Source organism: Longimicrobium sp. (genome assembly GCA_036387335.1).
Lineage (GTDB): Bacteria > Gemmatimonadota > Gemmatimonadetes > Longimicrobiales > Longimicrobiaceae > Longimicrobium.
Window position 1 is genome coordinate 1 of record DASVTZ010000172.1, and the last position, 21,749, is coordinate 21,749.

At 70.7% G+C, this 21,749-nt stretch carries 18 protein-coding genes; 5 read left to right on the forward strand and 13 right to left on the reverse strand.

All coding sequences use genetic code 11. From position 1 onward, the window contains the following. The first annotated feature begins 184 nt into the window (after positions 1–184). On the forward strand, positions 185–418 hold the full coding sequence (locus VF647_16555; GenBank protein ID HEX8453715.1) for a hypothetical protein: 234 nt from the start codon (positions 185–187) through the stop codon (positions 416–418). Positions 419–466: 48 nt separating this feature from the next. Here the strand turns inward: VF647_16555 and VF647_16560 are convergent, their stop codons facing one another. Continuing rightward, positions 467–673 carry a type II toxin-antitoxin system HicB family antitoxin gene (locus VF647_16560; protein HEX8453716.1) on the reverse strand — a complete coding sequence of 69 codons (207 nt, stop codon included), beginning with the start codon at positions 671–673 and terminating at the stop codon, positions 467–469. A gap of 314 nt (positions 674–987) precedes the next feature. Between VF647_16560 and VF647_16565 the strand changes: the two genes are divergently transcribed. Further along, positions 988–1,533, forward strand: coding sequence for a hypothetical protein (locus VF647_16565; protein HEX8453717.1), 546 nt, complete (start codon positions 988–990; stop codon positions 1,531–1,533). Between the two features lie 247 nt (positions 1,534–1,780). On the opposite strand, the gene VF647_16570 is transcribed toward VF647_16565, so the two are convergent. Then, positions 1,781–6,637 carry an NAD-glutamate dehydrogenase domain-containing protein gene (locus VF647_16570; GenBank protein HEX8453718.1) on the reverse strand — a complete coding sequence of 1,619 codons (4,857 nt, stop codon included), beginning with the start codon at positions 6,635–6,637 and terminating at the stop codon, positions 1,781–1,783. A 305-nt stretch (positions 6,638–6,942) separates the two neighbouring features. On the opposite strand from VF647_16570, the gene VF647_16575 reads away from it, so the two are divergent. Both VF647_16575 and VF647_16580 read left to right on the forward strand, forming a co-directional pair. Beyond that, complete coding sequence (locus tag VF647_16575) at positions 6,943–8,295, forward strand: hypothetical protein (GenBank protein ID HEX8453719.1); 1,353 nt, start codon at positions 6,943–6,945, stop codon at positions 8,293–8,295. 13 nt (positions 8,296–8,308) lie between these two features. Next, positions 8,309–8,812: a hypothetical protein gene (locus VF647_16580; GenBank protein HEX8453720.1), complete on the forward strand. Its 504-nt coding sequence runs from the start codon at positions 8,309–8,311 to the stop codon at positions 8,810–8,812. A gap of 117 nt (positions 8,813–8,929) precedes the next feature. Here VF647_16580 and VF647_16585 read toward each other — a convergent pair whose 3' ends face one another. The 8 genes from VF647_16585 to VF647_16620 form a co-directional block, all read right to left on the reverse strand. Next, complete coding sequence (locus VF647_16585) at positions 8,930–11,119, reverse strand: TonB-dependent receptor (GenBank protein ID HEX8453721.1); 2,190 nt, start codon at positions 11,117–11,119, stop codon at positions 8,930–8,932. A 13-nt stretch (positions 11,120–11,132) separates the two neighbouring features. Beyond that, positions 11,133–11,906 carry a zf-HC2 domain-containing protein gene (locus VF647_16590; GenBank protein HEX8453722.1) on the reverse strand — a complete coding sequence of 258 codons (774 nt, stop codon included), beginning with the start codon at positions 11,904–11,906 and terminating at the stop codon, positions 11,133–11,135. Further along, on the reverse strand, positions 11,890–12,411 hold the full coding sequence (locus VF647_16595; protein ID HEX8453723.1) for a sigma-70 family RNA polymerase sigma factor: 522 nt from the start codon (positions 12,409–12,411) through the stop codon (positions 11,890–11,892). The genes VF647_16590 and VF647_16595 overlap by 17 nt, the downstream gene beginning before the upstream one ends. Positions 12,412–12,775: 364 nt before the next feature. Beyond that, positions 12,776–14,695: a carboxypeptidase regulatory-like domain-containing protein gene (locus tag VF647_16600; protein HEX8453724.1), complete on the reverse strand. Its 1,920-nt coding sequence runs from the start codon at positions 14,693–14,695 to the stop codon at positions 12,776–12,778. A 78-nt stretch (positions 14,696–14,773) separates the two neighbouring features. Next, positions 14,774–15,811: an ABC transporter permease gene (locus VF647_16605; GenBank protein ID HEX8453725.1), complete on the reverse strand. Its 1,038-nt coding sequence runs from the start codon at positions 15,809–15,811 to the stop codon at positions 14,774–14,776. Between the two features lie 123 nt (positions 15,812–15,934). After that, positions 15,935–16,336 carry a type II toxin-antitoxin system VapC family toxin gene (locus VF647_16610; GenBank protein ID HEX8453726.1) on the reverse strand — a complete coding sequence of 134 codons (402 nt, stop codon included), beginning with the start codon at positions 16,334–16,336 and terminating at the stop codon, positions 15,935–15,937. Further along, positions 16,333–16,575, reverse strand: coding sequence for an Arc family DNA-binding protein (locus tag VF647_16615; protein ID HEX8453727.1), 243 nt, complete (start codon positions 16,573–16,575; stop codon positions 16,333–16,335). The genes VF647_16610 and VF647_16615 overlap by 4 nt, the downstream gene beginning before the upstream one ends. A 106-nt stretch (positions 16,576–16,681) precedes the next feature. Next, on the reverse strand, positions 16,682–17,638 hold the full coding sequence (locus VF647_16620) for an ABC transporter ATP-binding protein (protein ID HEX8453728.1): 957 nt from the start codon (positions 17,636–17,638) through the stop codon (positions 16,682–16,684). A gap of 284 nt (positions 17,639–17,922) precedes the next feature. Here VF647_16620 and VF647_16625 point away from each other — a divergent pair, with 284 nt between their 5' ends. Beyond that, positions 17,923–18,732: a hypothetical protein gene (locus VF647_16625; GenBank protein HEX8453729.1), complete on the forward strand. Its 810-nt coding sequence runs from the start codon at positions 17,923–17,925 to the stop codon at positions 18,730–18,732. A gap of 12 nt (positions 18,733–18,744) precedes the next feature. Here the strand turns inward: VF647_16625 and VF647_16630 are convergent, their stop codons facing one another. Genes VF647_16630 through argR form a run of 3 tightly spaced genes read right to left on the reverse strand, consistent with a single transcriptional unit; the run spans position 18,745 to position 21,732 of the window. Continuing rightward, positions 18,745–19,962, reverse strand: a complete 1,218-nt coding sequence (locus VF647_16630; GenBank protein HEX8453730.1) for a hypothetical protein — start codon at positions 19,960–19,962, stop codon at positions 18,745–18,747. Between the two features lie 46 nt (positions 19,963–20,008). After that, positions 20,009–21,247 carry a hypothetical protein gene (locus tag VF647_16635; protein ID HEX8453731.1) on the reverse strand — a complete coding sequence of 413 codons (1,239 nt, stop codon included), beginning with the start codon at positions 21,245–21,247 and terminating at the stop codon, positions 20,009–20,011. 35 nt (positions 21,248–21,282) lie between these two features. Next, positions 21,283–21,732 carry an arginine repressor gene (gene argR / locus VF647_16640; GenBank protein ID HEX8453732.1) on the reverse strand — a complete coding sequence of 150 codons (450 nt, stop codon included), beginning with the start codon at positions 21,730–21,732 and terminating at the stop codon, positions 21,283–21,285. Between the last annotated feature and the right edge of the window lie 17 nt (positions 21,733–21,749).

Consider the following 21,749-nt stretch of genomic DNA (forward strand, 5'->3'; position numbering starts at 1 on the left):
CGCGCCGGGGGCTTCCCCGGCGCGCCCGCTCTTTTTACGTGACCGTAAGGCACGCTGCGCCATGCAGTTGGCGCATCTGGTGCGCACTAACGATACGGCTGTTTTTTCGTGCGCTGCATTGTAATTTGGGGAAGGAATCACCCGCTCACCGGCTGAAGGAGGTAGCATTGCGATGGCTGCTCCAATGAAAGAAACCGCGGATGGAATCCTGTCCAGAGTTATGGAGGCGCTCGCGCGTGAGTTGGGCCCGTCGGGAATGATCCGGTTCCTGCAGCAGCTCAAACCAGGAAGCGGCGACTATACGGCGGAGCGGCACAAGATCCTCGACCGGATCGATCTCTCTGAAATACCCGCTCTCCTAGCGGAACTACGACGCGATGGTCGTCTGTCCGCTGTGGAGGGCGACCACCGAGCCTGAGCCGGAGCTGCTCGTGCCACTGCTCGCGCGGATCTGATCCCTAAGCGGCTACCTCGACATAGGCGTTTCGTTCGAGGGCTCCGGCACCGGCAGGCCGTCCAGGCGCAGATCCTCGATGTGGAACTCCACCGCTTCGTGCATGTTCGCTTCGACCTCGCCCCGCGTCGCACCGGTGCTGATGCAGCCTGGCAGATCGGGCGAGTATGCGGAGAATCCAGTCTCCGTCTCTTCGACAACGATCGGATAGCGCTTCATTGCTTTGCCTGTCGGGATGCTGGTGTGGCCCTCTAAGTGGCTCGGCCGCCAAGCTATTCGGCACAGTGTCTCGTGGACAAGCATAAAACACGGACATTCAGAAACCGGGTTCGCGCGGTGGTTCAGAGCGCGCGCTGCGCGCTCCTTACGCCCCACGGTTACGCCGTTGCCCCACGCGGTGTCAGGAGGGCGAGCGCGTGAAGATCAGCGGGCGGAGGGCGGAAGTTCGGTAGCTTTGCCTACTGTGAGGGCCGAGCGGGCGGGGTATCCTGCGGAGGAAGGTCAACCGCTTCCACCGCACGGGAGAAAGGACCATGAACGCACTCCGCTCTCGCATCGCGCACGCCGCGCGCTGGCTCTTCGCCAGCCGACTGGCATCGCCGCTCTGGCTGGGGGTGCGCATCTATCTGGGGTCGGTGTGGCTCCAATTCGGGGTCGCCAAGGTCCGTGGAGGGTGGCTCACCGGCAATCCGCTCCATGGGCTGCTGGACGCGGTCGCACGCGGGCAGACGCCGGCACCCTTTGCCGCGTACCGCCACATCGCGCAGGCGCTGATCGACTCCGGCGCGGACCGCATTCTCTCCGCCGCCATTCCGCTTACGGAGCTGCTGGTGGCCGCCGCGTTCTTCAGCGGGCTCCTGCTGGTTCCCGCAGCCGTCGGCGCCGTGCTCCTCAACCTCAACCTGATCCTCTCCGGCATCGCGACCTGGCAGTTCGACGGGCGCATCATCCTGCTCCAGCTCCTCCTGCTGGTGGCATGGCGGGTGGCGGGATACCTGGGGCTCGGGCAGGTCGTCGCCGCGAGGGCACCGCGGCGGGTGCGGCGGAGGTCGTTGCTTCTAGGGTATCAGCCAGCATGAAAGCAGGGGTCCGGCGCACGAGCGCCGGACCTCTGTATTCCGCCTCCGAACGAGCGAAGGGCCCCGGCTTACAGCCAGAGCCCAGCGCCAACCGGGGTTTCCCAGTCCATTTGTCCAGCCAATCTAAGACCGCTCGAACCTTCGTCAATCTACTTACCTAGCGCGAGCGCCGAAGCGGCCACCCCACCAGCAAGAAGACTTCGCCATGCTGAGTGAGGACGACAACCGCACTTACGCACTCACGCACTCACCCTCCCGGCGCCACCGCCGTCAGCAGCCGCACGGCGAGTGCGTGGGCCGACAGCGGCGAGTCGGGCCGCAGCTCGGCGAGGAGCTCGCGGAGGGCGGCCATCTCGCGGCCCCGCTCCTCCTCCAGCGCGGCGAGTGCGGCGGCGGGAGAGGCCCCGTCGGCGCGCGCCTGCGTTTCGGCGACCAGGCGGCGTTGCGCGGCGGCGACGTCGTCGGCCAGGGCCTGGGCGTGGCGGCGGTCCCAGGGGTCGTCGCCGGCGGCGGTGCGCAGGCTCTCGCGCAGGCGCGCGGTGCCGACGCGCTCCGAGACCAGGTAGTAGGCCTCGGCGGTGCGCAGCGTCTCCGTGCCCGCGGCGCGGGCGGCGGCGACGATCTCCAGGAGCTGCGGGAGGAAGCGCAGCGTGATGAGCCGCTCCGCCATCGTGCGATCGACTCCCAGGTCCTGCAGCTCGCCCAGGCGCGAGAGGAAGAGGCTCCGGTCCTCGCCCGCCACGAAGCGCGCAAAGGAACCTCGCAGCGTCGCCAGCCCCGCGCGCCCCTCGTCGATCAGGGCGGGGGTGGGCGTGTCCGGCGCGGTGTTGGCGAGGACCCAGTGCGTGGTCGCCTCCAGCACGCGCGCCAGGCCGCTGAGCCAGCGGTACACCGTCTCCGAAGGGAAGCGCCCTTCCAGCGTCGCGAGGTCGGTGCGGATCTCCGGCGCGCCGGCGATGCGCGACGCGACCAGCCATGCGCGCACCACCCGCGGGATCTCCACCCCCGAGTCGCGCGAGACGCGGTGGAGGAACGAGGAGCCCATCAGGTTCCCCAGGTCGTTCACCAGCTCCGTCGCCACGATCTCGCGGCGGAGCTGGTGGGCGTGCACCAGCGACTCCCCCGCGGCTTCCACGGCGGCCGGCGGGAAGTAGTGGACGAGGTAGCTGTCCATCGCCGGATCGTCCAGGACGTCGCTCTCCAGGAGCTGCGCCTTGGCGTACAGCTTGGAGTGCGCCAGCAGCACGCTCAGCGTGGGACGCGTGAGCCCCAGCCCCTCGCGCGCCCGCTCGCGGATCTCCTCCGGCGCGGGAATCCCCTCCTGCTCGCGGTCGAGGCGGCGGTCGCGCTCGAGCTGGCCGATCAGCGCCGCGAAGTCGTCCAGCGCATCCTTTGAGCGCGTCTGGTCCAGCGACACGGCGAGCGACTGGCCGATGTTGTTGCGCAGCACCAGCTCGCTCACCTGGTCCGTCATGGAAGCGAGGAGCTCGTTGCGGCCTTCCAACGTCAGCCCGCCTCCTTCGACCACGCGGTTGAGGAGGATCTTGAGGTTGACCTCGTGGTCGCTCATGTCCACGCCGGCCGAGTTGTCCAGCGCGTCGGTGTTGAGCCGCACCCCCTTGAGTGCGGCCGAGATGCGCGCGCGCTGCGTGAAGCCGAGGTTGCCGCCCTCTCCCACCACCTGGCAGCGGAGCTCCTGCGCGTCCACCCGCACCGGATCGTTGGTGGTGTCGCCCGCGTCGGCGTGGGTCTCCTCGGCGTCCTTGACGTAGGTGCCGATGCCGCCGTTCCACAGCAGCTCCACGGGCGCGGTGAGCACCGCGCGCACGAGGCCTTCGCCGTCCAGCCGATCCACGCTCTCGGGGATGCCGAGCGCACGCCGGGCTTCGGGGGTCAGCACGACCTCCTTGGAGGCGCGCGGAACGAGCATGGCGCCCGGCGACCAGAGGGCGCGGTCGTAGTCCTCCCACGACGAGCGCGGCAGGGCGAACATCCGCTTCCGCTCCGCGAACGACGCCGCCGGATCGGGGCTGGGGTCGATGAAGACGTGGCGGTGGTCGAAGGCGGCCAGCAGGCGGATCTGCTCGGAAAGGAGCATTCCGTTGCCGAAGACGTCGCCGCTCATGTCGCCCACCCCGGCCACGGTGAAGGGCGTGCGCTGGATGTCCTTGCCCATCTCGCGGAAGTGGCGCTTGACGCACTCCCACGCGCCGCGGGCGGTGATCCCCTCGCGCTTGTGGTCGTAGCCGTGGCTCCCGCCGCTGGCGAAGGCGTCGCCCAGCCAGAAGCCGTACTCCGCCGCCACCGCGTTTGCCGTGTCCGAAAGGTGCGCCGTGCCCTTGTCCGCGGCCACCACCAGGTACGGGTCGTCGCCGTCGTGGCGCACCACGTCCTGGGGCGGCACCACCTTCCCCTCGACGATGTTGTCGGTGAGGTCCAGCAGGCCGCGCATCAGCGTCATGTACTGCTGGCGCGCCTCCTCCATCTGCGCATCGCGCTCGGTGAAAACGCGCTTGGTGATGAAGCCGCCCTTGGAGCCGCTGGGGACGATGGTGGCGTTCTTGACCACCTGCGTCAGCACCAGCCCCAGCACTTCGGTGCGGAAGTCGTCCGGCCGGTCGCTCCAGCGGATGCCGCCGCGCGACACGGATGCGCCGCGCAGGTGCACCCCCTCCATGCGCGACGAGTGCACGTAGATCTCGTAGAGGAGCCGGCTCTTCTTCAGCTCCTCGACGTCCGCGTTGCGCACCTTGATGGAGACGTACGGCACGCCGCCGCTGCGCCCCGTGGGGGTGGCCGCGCCGTGGCGGAAGTAGTTGGTGCGGACGGTGGCGTCGATCAGGTTCATCAGCCGCCGCAGCGCGCGGTCGTCCGCCAGCGAGGTGACCCCCTCCAGCTCGCGGACCAGCTCGCCGTGGATGGTCTCCTGCGCCTCGTCGCGGCCGGTGCGGGCGGGGTCGAAGCGCGTCTCGAAGGCATCCACCAGCAGGCGGGCGATGCGCGGATGCGCGGAGAGGGCGCGCACCGGCGCCAGCCGCGAGGGCACCGCGCCGATCTGCGACGCGTAATTGGCGTAGGTGCGCAGCACGTCCGCCTGGCGCCAGCGCAGGCCGGCGCGCAGGATCAGCGCATTGAAGGGATCGCGCGGCGCGTCGCCGGCGCGGGCGGCGAGGAGGCACTCCGCCAGCGCGGGGGCCAGGTCGTCGGGGATCGGCTCGCCGTCGCGCGTCTGCACGTTGAAGGAGTAGACGCGCAGCGTGGGCTCGCCGGGGTGCAGGAGCTCAAAGGTGTCCACTTCCAGCACGCGCACCCCAGTGTCTTCCAGGATGGGCATGAAGTCGGAAAGGACGAGCCGCTCGTCCTGCAGGTACAGCTTGAGGACGGTGGCGCCGGGGCTCACCGTCTCTCCTTCCACCGGCTGACGGATGGCGAGGCCCACCGTCTCGCCGCGGGCGCGCATCCCCTCCAGCTCCATCACGTCGTGCACCGCCGCCGCGGGAATGCTGGCGGCGCGATACTCCTCGCCGAAGCGGGCCGCGTAGGCCGTGGCCAGCCGCCGCGCCTCGCCGGGCTCCACCACACCCGCGAGCGACTCCTCCAGCCGATCCGCCCAGGTGCGCAGCAGGACGTTCAGATCGCGCTCCAGCTGCCGCTCGGTCGGCGCTTCCACCGGCGCGGCATCGGCGTGCAGCGAGAGGTAGATGTGGAGGCGCGCCTGGTCGCCCGAGGAGAAGGCGACGTGGTGCGAGCGCACCGTGCCTCCCAGCCGCTCCGAAAGGAGCGTTCCGATCTGCGCGCGCATGTCGGCGCTGTAGCGGCCGCGGGGGAGGATCACCATGGCGGCGACCTCGGTGCGCAGCGGATCGGGACGCAGCACGACGCGCACTTCGTTGCTGAAGAGCTGCCCGAGGACCGCGTTGACCTCGTCGTGGAGCTGCTCGGCCGATGCCTGGAAGAGCTCTTCCTTGGGCATCGACGCCACGATGGAGATGATCTCCTTGTAGTCGTGCGAGCCGGGGCGCGTGCCGCTCGCCTCCAGGATGCGGCGCAGCTTCAACCGCAGCACGGGGACCTCGGAAGGGCTCTGCGAGTACGCCTGCGAGGTGAAGAGCCCCAGGAAGCGCCACTCGCCCACGATCTTCCCCGCGTCGTCCAGCTTCTTCACGCCGATGTAGTCCATCCGCGCGCGGCGGTGCACCGTGCTCTCGCGGTTGGCCTTGCTCACCACCAGCAGCGGCCCGCCCACCACGCGCGCGCGCAACTCGTCGGAGAGCTCTGCCAGCGGCCTGGGCGCGGCGTACGCGGACGACTCCGAGTCGGCCAGGATGCCGAGCCCGGAGCCGGCGTCCACGGAGAGGCGCTCGTCGTGCACATCGTAGCCGCGGAAGCCGAGGAAGACGAAGTTGCCCTCGCGGATCCAGCGCAGGAAGTCCACGTACTCGCGGTACTCGTCCGTGTGCTCGCCGTCGCGCGCGGCGTAGCCCTCCACGGCGGCCGTGGCCGCGTCCACCGCCGACAGCATGGCGTTGAAGTCGCGCGTGGCCTTCACCACGTCGGTCAGGCGGCGTGCGACCTCGTCGCGGATCTCGGCGCGCCGCTCCGGACGCGCCACGTGCGGGACCTCGCAGTGCACCAGCGCCTCCAGCGAACCGGGCCCGCCGCCCGCGCCCGCCCCCACCGCCACGATCGCCCCGGCGCCGTCGCGCTCCACGCGCAGCACGGGGTAGATGTAGTGCAGGATGGGGATGTTCTCCGCGTTGAGGTACTCGCGGATGGTGTCCACGATGAACGGCCTGTCCCCCACCTCCGCGCGGATGGCGGTGACGGGAGCGGGCCACCCCTCCTCGCCAGGATCGACCAGCTCGACGTTCACCTGGTCGGGCCGCGAGCGGAGGAGGAACTCCCAGGCGCCCACGGTCATCGCTGCCAGCTCTTCAGGCGAGCGCTCTTCGGCGATGGAGCGCGGCACCTTGGCGAAGAAGAGGCGCGCGAAGTCGCACAGCACGCCCCTGTCGGCGCGCTGCAGGTTGCCGAGGTGGGCGCAGAGGCCGTCCACGGTGACTGCCGGGGCGGCGCCCGTGGCCGCCGGATTCGTCGTGCTCATGCAGGCTTCGGTTCTCGGGTACGTCGGTTCCTTCCATCGGGCGGCCAATGTAGTGGGTTGGGCGGGCTTTGGCACGGCTGCGGCACACAACCGCCGCAGCCCACCCTAAGGGAGACATTCTATTCAAGTCGGAGCTTGCGCGCTGAAGAAAGTGTGTATAAGCTTGTTTCGTCCGGCCGAGGAGTTTGCTGCGCGACGCGATAAATAGATTTCCCGTCTACTTGTGTGCGAACCGCCCGGTGCCTTGCGCTGTGCCTCCCTAGCCGCCCTTCCCGCGGTTCCCCGTACCACCCCCAGGAGTTGTAATGATCGTGCATCAGTCCGTTCCATCCCCCGTCCGGCGTTCCAAATGGGCGTCGGTCTGCGCCCTGGTCGCGCTCCCCCTCATCGTGGCCGCGTGCGACAGCGTGGTCGACAGCCCGTCGCCGGCCCCCACGGCGTCGCGCGCCCGCGCCGCAGCCCGCGCGCCGCTCGCCCCGCCCAAGCTCGAGACGAGCACGCCTACGTACCCCGCGTCGGTCATGTACATCGTCTACCGGGAGTACGCCCATCTGCACCCGGAGACCCGCCACGTCAGCATCGAGACGGACAAGGACTTCCAGAAATACGTGGAGAAGCGCCTTCGCAAGCTGTACCCGACGAAGGGGTACGACGGGATGATGACGGACATCCTGGCCGAGGCCAGCCGGAACCGCGCGGCGTGGGCGGCGTACGAGCGCGACCTGCGCCGCGCCGGCGGCGACGGGCTGGTGGGGACCCTGAGCTGCGACTATGAGCTCGAGCCCATGCAGCCGGAGCCGGGGTCCGAGCCCACCACGTGCCCCGGCGGCGGCGGCGGCGGCGGCGGTGGTGGTGGCAGTGGTGGCGGGATCAGCGGTGGCGGCCTCGAGCCCGCGACCGACCAGAGCTGGACCGGCTCCACCGAGTTCGTGGTCAGCGACACCTACATCCCCACCGTGCAGGAGTACGTAGACAGCCTGCAGACCGAGGGCGACGAGACGGAAACGCTGTACTACTACGAGTCGCTTGCCGACCCGAACAACACCTGGGTGCAGCCGGCGAGCGCCGGCAAAGCGGCCAGCCGCGACGACATGATTCGCGCGACTGCCAGCCAGGGGTTCGGCGGCGCCGGCGGGGTTACCACCCAGAGCATCATTCCGGCGGTATGGGTGATCGGGCCGTCGCTCGTGCACTGCGCCATCCACGTGCTCCTCGGCAAGCACCGCGCAGAGGGCAAGCAGGCGGAATACTACCCGGGGTTCGCCGGGGGCGACGACCGTGCCGATGCGTTCCGGCACATCTACATCAGCATGTACCTGCGGCGCTACTGCTCGGCGGCCGGCTCGTGGGCGATCATGGACGGCCGCGAGTGGTTCGGCAACAACTCGCACGCCGGCAGGACGATGGACTACCACAACAACTACGTGGGGCGCCAGGCAAAGTACGAGTACTTCCGGGGCCACTGGTTCTGGGACCGCTGGGACTGGAAGGAGTGGAGCCGCAGGGTTCGCGACTTCGTGAACGCGCCAGGCAGCACCTCGGGGACGTTCGCCAACGGAGTATACTTCCCGCAGTGGGCGGCGGGGAGCGTGACCAACTCGCAGATCGACGCGGACGAGGCATCGGTCCCGACCTGGAAGTACGTCTACTTCCGCTGACGGAGGGTACGTGATGGAACTTCGATGCAGCGGCACTCGTGCATCGGTGGATGGGACCGGCAGCCGCCCCGCGCGGCTGCCGCTCCGGCTCGCGGGATGGGCCGCGGCGGCGCTGGCGCTCGCCGCCTGTGGCGAAGGGCTCCTCGGCCCGCGTCCGTCCGAAACGGGGCTGGCCAGAGAGCGCGTGGTGGTCCGCACCGCGGAGCCCCTCCCCGGTATCCCGGTTCGCGAGTACCTCCTGGACAGGCTCCGCTACCTGGATGCTCGCGATCCTCATAACGTCAACCGCATCATCCGCGGCCAGGCCGACCTCCCCTGGCCGCGCCTCGACTCGCTGGGAGTCGCCGTCGGTGACACACTGGTGGTCTCCACCCGCTTCGAGCGCTCCGACCGTGTCTACGGTCTGAACGTGACGATCCCCGATTGGCCGGGGCACGGTGCGCGCTCGTATCTCGTCGGCACCCATACCATCACCGAAGTGGAAAAGGCCGGAAGGCGGACCGCCGCCGGCGAGTGACCCTCCGGGAGAACGTCACAGAGGCACAGAGAAAGCTCTCTCCGTGCCTCTGTGCGTCTCCCGCGAGCCGCTCTACGCGGCCGCCGGGCCTCCGCGTGAGACTCGTTGTTCAGGCGCCTAAAACCGGAACGTCAGCCCCAGCACGGGAAGGATGGGGAACCCGCCGACGGCGGTGCGCGAGTCTTCGCCGTCGGGGCCGGGCTGGTAGAAGAGGGGCTCGCGCTGGTCCAGCGCGTTGATCACGCGGAAGTAGGGGGTCAGCTCCGTGCGGCGACCGGCAAGCAGCGGCGTCCAGGTGCGCGAGAGCTCCGCGTCCAGGCGCAGGTACGGCTCCTCGCTGGGGACGGCCAGGAGCGGCTCGGAGGCGGTGGCCAGGGCGTTCTGCGACTCGGGCTGGAACGCGGACCGATCCGCGGTGCCGGGGAGAATGCGCGATGCGGAGAGCCCGGAGCCGTACTGGAAGCGCGCGCTGAGCTTCGCCGCACGGCCCAATGGAGTGGCGAGGCCCGCGCTCAGCACCTGCCGCCCCACGATGTCGTCCGCGGAAAGGCCGTCGTCCTCCAGCGACCACGCCCAGGTGAGCGTGTAGCCGATCCACCCCGTCAGCCGGCCCGTGCCGCGGCGCACCCACAGCTCCATCCCCGAGTTGTACGCGGCCTTGCCGGGAAGCGTGGGGACGTCGCGGAAGCGCTTGTAGAAGCCTTCGACCCCCAGCCGCACCCCATCCGAGAGCTCCTGGTCCAGCCCCACGGAGACGTGGTTGGCCGACGCCACCACCAGCTCCGAGGCCACGTTCCGCCGCACCGAATCCGCGAAGGAGGGCGGTGGATCGCCGTCGCTGAAGGTGCGGGTGCGCACGTACTGGTGGTAGCGCCCGGCCGCCAGCGTGAGCGCCGCGCGGTCGCCCACCAGCCAGGTGATGGAGCCGCGCGGCGAAAGGGTGGTGCGCGGCGAGTAGCGGTACGAGTCGCCGCGCACGCCGCCGCGCAGGCTCACCCGCGCGCTCGGCTGCCATGTGGCGTCCACGTACGCGGCCGTCGCGCCGCCGTACGTGTGGGTGCGCACCAGCGGGGCCCATCCCAGCGCCGCCTCGTCCACCTCGTAGCGCACGCGCGTGTACTCGTACGCGGCGCCGTAGCGCAGGCGTACCGGCCCCGCGGAGCGCCCCAGGTCCAGGGCCACGCGCGCGCGCTCCGTGAGGCCGCGCTGAGCCAGGACGTGGATTCCATAGTGACGCAGCGCCGCCGTGAAGCCCCCGCCGGCCACCGTCAGCTCGCCGTCCTCCCCCAGCCAGCCGCCGCGGTAGCGTACGGAGCCGGCCACGTTCCGCCACCCGGCGAAGCTGCGGTCGCGGTCGGCGGTGGCGCCCTCCTCGTTGGCGAAGCCGGTGGCGCGCAGCACCCCGCCGGCCAGCGGCACGTCCACGCGCGCCACGCCGTCCTTGTAGCGGTACGGGAAGTCGTCGCCCTCCAGCCCCCGCATCCAGGCGCCGTGCACCAGCCGGCCGCTCGCCAGGTAGGTGGCGCCGCGGGGGAGCGGGCCCTCCAGCACCCCGCGCGAGCTCACCACGTCCACCGAGCCGGCCAGCGAGTGGCGCTCCGGGTTGCCGCCGCGGGTGGCCAGGTCCATCACGTAGCTGAGCCCGCCGTCGAACCGCGCCGGGGCGCCTCCCAGGTAGAGGCGCGCCGAGCGGAGGACGCCGGGCTCGAACGCATCCATCAGCCCGCCCATGTGGAAGGGCGCGTACACCGGCGCTCCGTCCAGCAGCACCAGCTTGAGGTCCGCCGCCGAGCCGCGGACGTGGAACACCTCCCCGGGATCGGCCGGGTCGCTTCCGTCCGGGGTGGTGGCGAGGGCCTTGTCCAGCCCCGGTCCTTCCTCCAGCGCGCGCGAGTCCACCCACGCCACCTCGTGCCGCTCGGCCGCCACCGTGTCGCCCATGCGGATCTCGCCGGGGCGGCGGGCGCGCACCGTGTCCAGCGCCAGGGGGCGGTAGCGGAGGGCGAGGTCCAGCGTCACCACACCGCCGCCGGGGACCAGCACCTCCATCTCCAGCGGCGTGTGCTCCAGGTGGTGGACGCGCAGGGTGTGGCGCCCCGGCGCTATGCCGCGGAGCTCGTAGGCGCCGGTGCTGTCGGTGATGGAGCGCGCGGCCGGTGGGGCCGCGCCGCTGCGCACCTCCACCACCGCCATCGCTACGGGAAGCCCGCTGCGGTCGCTCTGCACCACGCCGCGCACCGCCCCCGTGGGGACGGTGTCGGCCGGGGCGGAGGCCACGGCCAGGGCGAGCGCAAAGTGGAGGAACACGGGGAGGACCGCGTCAGCCTTCCACGCGGAACTCGGCCTCCGGGGCGGTGGCGGAGGGGGCGCCCGGGGGCGACACCCGCAGCTCGGCGCCTTCCTTGGCCACGTAAACGCGGCCGTCCACCTCCACCACGGCCGCATCGGCGCCGCGGGGAAGGGCGATGCGAATCTCGCCCGCGCCGGCATCCAGCACCTCGATGCGGCCCGGCGCCGTGCGGAAGCGGGCACCCGCCGCCGCGCCGCTCGCCGAGACCTCCACCAGCTCGCCGCTGGTGAGCCGGGCGTGGACCACCAGACCCGGCGCGGCGCCGTTCAGCACCACGCGCACCGCACCGCCGTCCGGCAGGATGGAGACGCCGGCCGCGGGAGCGGGCACGGTGGGGGCCGGCGCCGCATTCGGCTTCAGCGCGGGGAGCTCGCTGCGGGCCGGGGCGGCGGGGGAATCGCCCGCGATCCACTCGCGCAGCGGAGAGCCGGGGACGGCCGCGAAGGCGACCCCGCCCAGCGCCACCAGGAGCATGGCGGCGCGGAGCAGCGCCCGCCGCCCCTCGCCGGCCCACTGCGCCGCGGCACGCCTGCGCCGCAGCGACATCTGCGCGGCGGCGGTGGGGGGCGCCACGTCGGCGCGGGCGAGCGCGGCGCCCAGCGTGGCGTGGTCCGCGCGAAGGGACGCCAGCTCCACGGCGCACGCGCCGCAGCCGGCAAGGTGGGCATCCGCCGCGCGCCGCTCGCCGCCGGCCAGCTCGCCGTCGGCGAGTGCCTGGAGGGTGCCCTCATCCAAGTGCTTCATCGTCCTTTTCCTCGTGTCTCTCGTATACCGCCGCGAAGCGCCGCGCGGCCCGGGCGAGCAGGGTGCCCACCGAGCCCGGCGCGACCCCCGCCGCCTGCGCGATCTCGTCGTATCGGAAGCCCTCCTCGCGCATCAGCAGCATCTGCCGGTCGCGGGGGGCGATCTGGTCCAGTGCACGCCGCACGCCGTCCACCGCGCGCGAGCGCTCCAGCAGCTCTTCAGGCCCGGGAAGGGCCGCCGGCCGCCAGGGGTTGGCGGTCAGGATCCGCTCGCGCCGCTTGGACATGCGCGTGCGGTCGCGAAAGAGGTTCGTGGCCACGGTAAAGAGCCAGAGCCGGGCCTCGTCTTCGGGCAGCTTGCGGCCCAGCAGGCGCACGAACGCCTCCTGGGCCATGTCGTCCGCCGCATCCGTGTCGCCCGTAAGGCGTTGCAGGTAGCGGAAGAGCGACGGGTACACCCGCCGGAAGAGGGCGTCGTAGTCCGCGCCGGCCTCCGGCGCGCTCAACTTCGCGCCTCGCCGTGGCGGGCCCGCCACACCGTGGGTGGAGAGGGATGGCAGGGGGTGCACAGGGGTCGGCCCGGCATCGCGTGGAAGTTGGGCGCCGCGCAGGGCCGGGCGGCGAGGGGGAGCCCGGCCCGGCCGCCGCGCGGTGCGTCAGCGGGTGGTAAACGAGTGACGGGCCGCCGCTGTGACAGCGCGAGTCCTAAGTCCTAAGTCCTAAGTCCTAAGTCCTAAGTCCTAAGTCCTAAGTCCTAAGTCCTAAGTCCTAACTTCTAAGTGCCTACTGCCGAACTGCACGGCAGCGCTTGGCACTTGGCACTTGGCACTTGGCACTTGGCACTTGGCACTTGGCACTTGGCCCTACCCATCACTGATAGCGCGTCCAGATCAGGATTACCCCGCACTCGTTCCCCCGGTGCCGGAACTGCGGCGGGGCCAGCGCGTCACGGGCGTACACTTCGATCCCCTCCACCTCCTGCGCCTTGATGTAGTCCAGGCTGAAGTCCCCCTGCTCCCCGAAGCGCCGCCCATCCACGTACACCGTGGGAAAGCACCCCGGCGTCACCGGCATCGGCTCGCTCGACTCGGGGTCGGCACGGCGGCGCTTCGCCGGGTCCACGCCCATGATGCTCGTGTTGTCCGATCCTATCAGCATGCCGCGCAGGTATACCTTGCCGTTGCTCACCACCAGCGAAGGGACGGTGGCGAGGAGGTCGGTAAGGCCGCGGATCCTGAGCTGCTCGATGCGGCTGCGGGTGATGAAGTGCCCCGACGTCACGCCGCGCCCAGCCATGCGGTCGTAGAAGCCGCCGAAGCCGCGCGGGGCACGCGCCGTCACCCCTTCCACGATCACCGGCTCTTCCGCGGTGTCCGCCCTCGCGACGCGCAGGGTGTCGGTGCGGCGCGCGGCGCGGCGTGCGCCCGGCGCCGCCGATGCCAGGAGCACCGGGGCCGGCGCGGTGCCGTCCGCCGCAACCGTGACGCGCTGCTGCGGCGGGATCACCTCCAGCGCCTCCAGCCGCGGGTGGGCGAAGGAGACGGTGTACTCCCCCGCCGGGAGCCCCGCGATCACGAACTCGCCCGCGGAGTCGGCCACCGCCTCGTGGCTGGTGCCCGAGATGAAGACTTGCGCGCCGGCCAGCGGTGCGCCCGTGTGGTCGGCCACGCGCCCGGTGAGCGCCAGGCGTACGGGCGCGCGCTCCAGCGGCCGGCCGTCCGCCGCGAAGACGGCGCTGACCTCGCCCCCCTGCTCGCGGATTCCGGTAAGGCGCGCGCGGCGCTCCACCGCCATCCCGGAATTCCCGGTGGCGCGCATGCTCTGGTCCACCGACATCGCGGGGACGCGCACCCACCAGCGCTGCACGATCCACCCGCCGCCCGGGCTGCGCCCGAACTCCACGCGCCCGCCCAGCTTGTCGCTCCCGGCGCCGGGCTCCAGGTTCTCGTAGCGGTACTCCATGTGGCTCAGCTCGCGGGTGGCGCGGTCCACCCACAGCACCCCGGCCACGTCGGGAAGGCGGCGCCCCCCCACGGGCTGGAAGGCGATCCCCACGCGCGCGGCGTTCTCCCCCTCCCCCGGAACCATACGGAAGCAGTGGCCGTCCAAAAAGGCATCGGAGAGGAGCGCCTGCGCGTCCGGCGCGTGGTAAAAGGTGCCCTGCGGCGTGGTCTGCACGTAGCCGTCGCGCCCCAGCTGCTCCGCGGGGAGGCTGCGGAACGGGTGCGGCCCCACCGACGTCGACGCCTTGCGGTCCTCCGCCAGCACGCGCAGGTCGCTTACGGTGAGGTCGCGCGTGTACTGGTCCACGCGGAAGCGCAGCGACTGCCGCTCCTGGAGGTACGCGGCGGCGTCCAGCGCCTTGCGCGCCTCGTTCCACACCGCGGCGGTGGCGGTCCCTTCCTCGGGACGCACTTCGCAGCGGCGGCGCGCCCCGGCCGTCACCGCCTCCAGCGTCACGGCGCTCGTCGTCCCTTCCATGCGGTACTGCCGCGTCTCGCCGGCGGCCAGCGCGAGCGCGGGCGACTCGGTGGCCTGGAAGCCGATCCGCTCCGCACGCAGCCGGTAGCTCCCGGCTCCCGGAGCCCGCAGGGTAAAGCGGCCGGCCTCGTCCGTCAGAACGCGGCCTCGCACCTTCCCGTCCGCATCCAGCAGCACCACCATGGCGCCACCCAGCGGCCTGCGCGCGGCATCCACCAGCTCGCCCTGGACCGTCTGCGCCGCCAGTGGCCGCGCGGCGAGGAGCAGGGCCAGGAGCGCCAGGATGCGCGGAAAGGGGATGGGACGCATGACGGGTCCTCGACGTTGCGGGGAAGGCGGAAAGCGCGGACCCGGTGCAACGCGCGGCGCCCGCCGGTTTCTGACAGGCTACTGCCAGCGGAACGTCTTCAGCGCCAGGAGAAAGGCGCCGGCGGTCCACGCCAGCAGGATCGCCGCCTCGGGCGCAACGGCCGCCAGCCCCTGCCCCTCGTTGTAGACGGCGCGCAGGGCATCGTTGAGCGCCGTGAGCGGAAGCGCCTGGATGACGGGCTGCAGCGCCGCCGGGTAGCGCGACGCGGAGAAGAACACCCCCGAAAGCACGAACATGGGGAGCATCACCACGTTCAGCACCCCGCTCACCCCCTCGATGGTGCGCGCCCGCGACGCCGCCAGCAGCCCGATCCCCGCGAAGGTGAGCGCCCCAAGGAAGACGAGCGCCGCCAGCAGCAGGACCGACCCCTGCGGCCTCACCCCGAACGCCAGCCACGCAAAGATCACCAGCGGCGGCACCTCGAGGAAGAGGAAGCAGAGCCGCGCCGCCATCTGCGCCGCGAGGAAGTCGCCGCGGCGCATGGGGGTGGAGACGAGGCGCTTGAGCTGCTTCTTCTGCCGCATCTGCACCAGCCCGAAGCCGAGCCCCCACATCCCCGTGCTCATCAGGTTCAGCCCGATCAGCCCGGGGATCACCCAGTCGATGTAGCGCCCGCCCGGCGTCCGCACCCCGTCGTCGCGCGTGGCGACGGGCCGCGGCGCGCCGGCACCCCGCTGCAGCGCGTCGTCGGCCAGCAGGCGGGCCACGCGGCTCTCCTCGCGCCCCGGATCGTAGCGGAAGACGACCGCGTCCCTGCCGGCGAGCACCACCGCCACCTCGCCGCGCCGCAGCGCCCGCTCGGCCTGGGCGGAATCGAGCACGCGCACCTCCACCTCCCGCGCGCGCCGCAGCGCGGGCAGATAGCGCTCCGCCGCGCTCCCCCGCTCCACCCCCACGGCCGCCCGCTGCACCGGCTGCTCCCGGAACGCGATCCCCAGCCCCACCGCCATCAGGATGGGGAACACGAACGTCCAGAACAGCGCCTCAGGCTCGCGCAGGAACGAGCGGATGCGCGCCAGCATCAGCTCGCGCAACGGGCTCAGGCGCTCGGGCACGGCGGGGGGCGTCATAAGCGGCAACCCGACACGCGCGCAACGTCCTCACCCACGGCGGAACACGGCCGCAGGCTGGAGGTTCGCGCCGCGTTGCGCGAAACGCTCCCGGTGCTCATCCCAACCTCAAGCGATGAAGTCCTGCATCGAGACTGCAACCGTCGGGAATGCGCGCAGCACGCGCTTGTCTGAGGTGACCAGCGGCAAGCTCAGCTCCTGGGCCAGGTGGACGAACTCGCAGTCATAGGCGCTGCACTCCGACTGTTCCGCGAGGCGGAGCACTGGAGCGGATTCTACCTGATACTCGTTGCCGTGGAGCAACGCTTCAGCTTCCTGTACGTACTGGAGGGCATCCGCGAGCGTGAGGTGCTTCTGCCGAAGGTAAAGCGCGAGCACGTTACGGAACTCGCTCCTCCAGAGCAGAGGAGCCGCCCAGATGGGATCGCGCTTCAGCACGGCCTGCGCCGTGGAGGTCTGATCGCCCTCGATCAGCAGGTACGCGACGAGATTGGAATCGGCGACGATCACGGGCGCCCGTAATTCATTGCTTCCTCCAATATCTCATCCGTTAGCGGCGGGAGCTTCGTACGCTCCTGGAGCCGGCGAACCCGTGCAATGAATACCTCAGGATCTATAGGTTCGCTCCCGATCGAGCGCTCCAGCCGATAGAGCACTTCACTGTTGAGACTGCGGCGGTGCTCCTCTGCACTATGGCGAAGGCGCTGCAGGACCTCGACAGGTATTCCTTTGATGGTCAGGCTGGGCATGGCGACACTCCGGTTGCATTAGGGAACCAGAGTGAAACTTACATCCACGGGAACGATCGTCAAGGAAGCCCGCGATGCGTCTGATTTGCACCCGCCTATGCTCTGGTCAATCCTCGCGCAGGTCGCGGCCGGTGAGGGAGAGGAACACGTCGTCGAGGGTGGCGCGGTGGGTGGTGAGGGCCGTCAGCTGTCCGCCCTCCGCGGCCACGAGGGCGAGGAGGGGCGGAAGAGAAAGGTGCGGCTCGTCCACGGTGAGGAGGATGGAGTCGCCGCGGCGGCGGAGGCGGGTGACGCCGGGAAGGGCGCGCAAGGCGTCCTCGGCGGGCGGCGCGGTGGTGGCGAACTCGATGACGTGCGCGCCGCCCAGGCCGTGGATCAGCTCGGCGGGAGTGCCCTCCGCGATCGTCTCGCCATGGTCCAGGATGGCGATGCGGTCGGCCAGGTACTCCGCCTCGTCCATGAAGTGCGTGGTGAGGAGGATGGTGCCGCCGCGCCCCTTGAACGCCTCGCACACGTCCCACAACTGGCGGCGCGACTGCGGATCGAGGCCGGTGGTGGGCTCGTCCAGGAAGAGGATCGCGGGGTCGCCGGCGAGCGCGCACGCCACCGAGAGGCGCTGCCGCTGCCCGCCAGAAAGGTGGCGCACCTGCGTGGCGCGCTTCTCCTCCAATTGCACGAAGCCCATCAGCTCGTCCACCGATGGCCCCTGCGGATAGAAGGAGCGAAAGAGGCGCACGATCTCCTCGGCCGTGGCGCGGTCGGGGAACTCGCTCTCCTGCAGCTGCACTCCCAGCCGCTCGCGGATGCGCTGCGGCTCGCGCTCCCACGCCATCCCCAGGATCTCCACCTCGCCGCCGTCGCGCTCCTGCAGCCCTTCCAGGATCTCGATGGTGGTGGTCTTCCCCGCCCCGTTCGGCCCCAGCAGCCCCAGGCACTCGCCCTGGCGCACGTCCAGGTCCAGCGCCTTCACCGCCACCGTTTCGCCGAACCTCTTGTGCAGGCCCCGGCAGCGTATGGCCAGTGCGTCGGACGGCGGGGTCTTCTCAGCGGTCGCGGAGCTCATCTCTGCTGTAGTGGAGGTTCCAGCGGACCGGCGGGGACACGCGTTCCAAGGGCGATAAAGTTGCGCCCGCGATGACTTTGCGCCAGCGCTAAAACCGGTTTGGTGGCGAAGCCCGCCCGGTCATTGCGGGGCCGGCCGATGGCGCGGATCATGTCCCCCGACGCACGAACGAGAAGCCCCGGCAGAGCGTGCTCTGCCGGGGCCGACTTCCATCCCTCGGAACCATCACCGGCTCACCTTACGGGGCCGGGAGAGGATCTCCCGAGGCGCGAGCATAAGATACCATGAACTCCAAATCTGCACAAGCGAGCTACCTAGCGTCGATCAATACCGCGCTCTCACCTGCGCGCCTTCAAGTCGGGTTTCGTGCCTCTCCAAAAGACACCGACACGGTGGTGCTCGCACGGTACTTTCGTAATCTCGCGCTTTGCGAGTCGCTCTATCCGGTGCTGCACGTTCTCGAAATCACGTTGCGGAACCGCATCGACGCTGTCTTGGGCGCTGCGCTCCCAGCGAGCCCGCCGCAGCTCGGCGCTCCCAACCCCGGAGAGCTGCCGAGCGCGGGATCATGGCTGGATGCTGACCCGGGCGTGCTCGCGCCGGGTGACCGCGAGGAGATCCGGCGGACCAAAGCCCGCGTGTTCGTCCAGGAGAGAAAGGGGCCTTCTGCCAACCGGCTGGTAGAAGGGCTATCGCTTGGCTTCTGGACCGGGCTCTTCACGCGCGAATACGAGATCAGCCCACGATCCTCGTACTACCCTGCTGACGGAAGGCCGACCGCACTCTGGCCCCGGCATCTGAAGGCGGTTTTCCCGCATCTGCCGCGCAGGCTTCGCACACGTCAGCACGTGTACTCAGTTCTTTCGGAATTGACGCGCCTCCGCAACATGGTTTTTCACCACCGGCCGGTCTGGCACCTCAAGCTCAACGCTCTGCACACGAATGCAATCAAAGCGATCGCTTGGATGAGCCCGGAGGTGCAGCGAACAGTGCTCCACCTCGACCGCTTCCCAGCGGTTCATGCTCAGGATGAGGCCGCTTTCGTTCACCTCGTCCATCGTATCATCGAAAACGAGCCGCCGATCTCCGGATAATTTGCTGGAGTGTCAGCGCCGGATGGCGGCGGCGTCCAGCTTCCAGAGGCCGTTGAGCATGTCGGAGGCGTAGACGTTGGCGCCGACGTGCTGCACGCCCCAGATGTAGAAGTTGCGGCCGCCGGCGGGGACGTCGAGCACGCGGCCCACCTCGCGCCCCGCCTTGCGCATGTCGCAGCGGCCGTCGGCGGAGCGGGCGGAGGCGTCGCAGACGGAGATGTCGCCGGCGACGTTCAGGGCGCGCACCCCGCCGTTGTAGTAGGCGGCGTACAGGGTGCCGCTCGCCTCGTCCACCGAGAAGTTGTGCGTGCCCGCGCCGGGGACGTTGTAGAAGGCCACCTCGCGCGGCCTCGTGAAGTCGCTCACGTCCACCACGTGGATGTCGCCCGCCGAGGTGCTGCCGATGATCCCCGGCTGCTCCTCGCCGATGACGGCGAAGCGGTTGACGCCGCCCGTGTGCAGCCACCAGATGTTGTGCACCGCGCCGCCCACCGTCCTCACGTTCCCCAGCTCCACCGGGTTCTCGGGCGAGCCGCCGCGCCCGCCGCCGCCGATGTCCCAGATCGTCATCCCGGCGTTCCACAGCGCGGTGAAGAGGATGCCGTCGCGCACGAAGACGTCGTGGATGAAGGGGGTGCCCATCACCCGCGAAAGGACTTCGCGCGGCGCTGCCGGGTTGCTCAGGTCCACCACCACCAGCCGCGCGTCGAAGTTGGCCCCTGGGTCGATCGAGAGGAATCCGTACAGCTTGCCGTTCACCCGCGCGATCTCGGCGGTGTGCACGCCGGGGTCGGTGTTGGTGGAGGTGAAGCGCGACACCTCACGCGGCTTGGCCGGGTTCGTCAGGTCGAAGACGACGATGCGGCCCGGGCGCCGCTCGGTGGCGACCACCAGCAGCTTGCCATCGTCGGAGACCTGTACGTCGCCGGTGGTGGCGGCATCGTCCACGATCACCGAATCCCCCGGCGCGGGGATTTTTCCGGAAACGTCCCACACCCTGATGGCGTTGCCCGGGACGCGATTCGGGCCCCGCTGCCCCCAGCTGGTGGTGTACGCCCAGCGCCCGCTGACGGCCACCTCGGCGGTGTAGCGCTCCGCCACGCACCCCAGCCCCAGCACCGCGGGCGCGGTGATCTGCGCGCAGTTGGGATCGGGAATCGGGTCCGGATCGGCCGGGTTGTTGTCGCACGCGGCGGCGGCGAGGGCGAGGAGGAGGAGGGTGCGTTTCATGGATCGATGAAGGGAAGTGCGTGAGTGCGTTGGTGCGTGAGTGCGTTCAGTGTCCGCGGGCCGCGGCGCCGTAGCGGCCCATTCGGGGGTGCGTGCCGCCGATCTCGATGCGGGCACCGGCGGCCAACGTCCACATGCGGTCCGAGCCGTAGAACTCGCGCGGCACGAAGACGCTGGCGGTGCGGAGCGGCTCGGCGGCGAGGCGCGCGGCTTCGACGAACGGGCGCATCCGAATGCCGCCCAGCGAGCCGGCGCCGTGGCTCAGGTGCAGCGTGGCGATCGTCCAGCGCGTGATCCCCTGCAGCGACACGTCCGCGTGCGGCGACGGCGTGCGAAAGGGGTCCGCCAGCCGCTCCTCCTCGGGACGCTCGGTGCGCTCCAGGCGCAGCGCCATTTCGATGCCGTGGCGCCGGACCGCTCCCTCCGCCAGCACGGACGAGAGGCGAAAGGAGCGGAGCGAGCCGTTCATCTGGTCCGTGCGCGCCCATTCCACCAGCGCGTAGTCGCGCGATGCCGACCCGCAGTCCGCCTCGTAGCGGACGGAGGCGGCGATCTTGTCGTGATCGAGGCCCACGCCGCGCGGCTCCTCGGGCGAGTTGATCCGGGCATAGCCGCCGGATGCTTCCCAGCCGCGGCGCGGAGCCAGGGTGGCGCGCACGGCCCACGAGTCGCCGAAGCGGCCGGGGTCGCCCATGTCGCCCGTGCCGAAGGGCTCGTTTCCGGCGAAGAGCGCCCCCTCCAGCGCCAGCGGGCCGCGCCGCACGGCCACGATGGTCATCAGCCGCTCCAGCACCTGCGCCAGGTGGTGGTTGGCGGGGAATTTGACGAAGGGCCGCACCATCGGGTCGTCGCTGCCGAATGGGACGAAGCCGCGGCCCGCGCTCACCGAGATCTCGCCGCGCGCGTGCGGGCCGCCCAGGGGAGAGAACGTCGCGACCGCCTCGTGCATGACAGTGTGAGGGTGGCGGCGGTCGATGAACCCCTCGCCCCAGATCCCCGGATTCGGTTCGCCGTCCGCGAGGGAGAGCGCCTCCAGGTTGATGCTGGCCACCAGCGCCGCCCGCCCGCCCCACCCCGTAACATGCGCCATCACCAGCGGCTGCGTCACCTGCGCCTCGGTGCTCGACTCTCCGTTGAGCGCGGGCGCCGTGTGCGTGACGAGCGGGATCGCCTGCGCGCTCACGCTCAGCCGCACCGCCGCCGAATCGGGCGCATGCACGTGCTCCTGCGCCGCGGCCGGGGCAACGGTCAGGAGGAGCGCGGCGAGGGCGGCGGACGGCTTCACGCCCCGGCGAGTTTTGGGGATGGGGATCTCTCCCATTAAACGCCGGCGATCTCTTCGATGCGCCGCACGATGGTGTCGAGGTGCGCGGGGTCGCGGAGGATGACGAGGATGGTGTCATCGCCCGCCACGGTGCCGAGGACCTCGGGCCACTCTTCCCAGTCGATCCCTACCGCGATGGGCTGCGCGCCGCCCACCATCGTCTTGACCACCAGGAGGTTGCCGACGCCGTCCGATCCCAGGTAGAGCGAGGGAAGGAGGCGGGCGAGGGTCGGGGTGGGGTCGGTGACGCCGGGCGGAAGGGTGTAGGTGGAGCCGCCGTTTTCGTCGGGCACCTTGACCAGCCCCAGCTCGCGGATGTCGCGCGACAGGGTCGCCTGCGCCACCTCGAAGCCGCGCTCCGCCAGGAAGTCGCGGAGGACTTCCTGCGACGAGACGCGCCGGTCGCGGACCAGCTCCAGGATGGCTGCGTGGCGCTGGGGCTTCATGGGAAGCGGGGAACGGG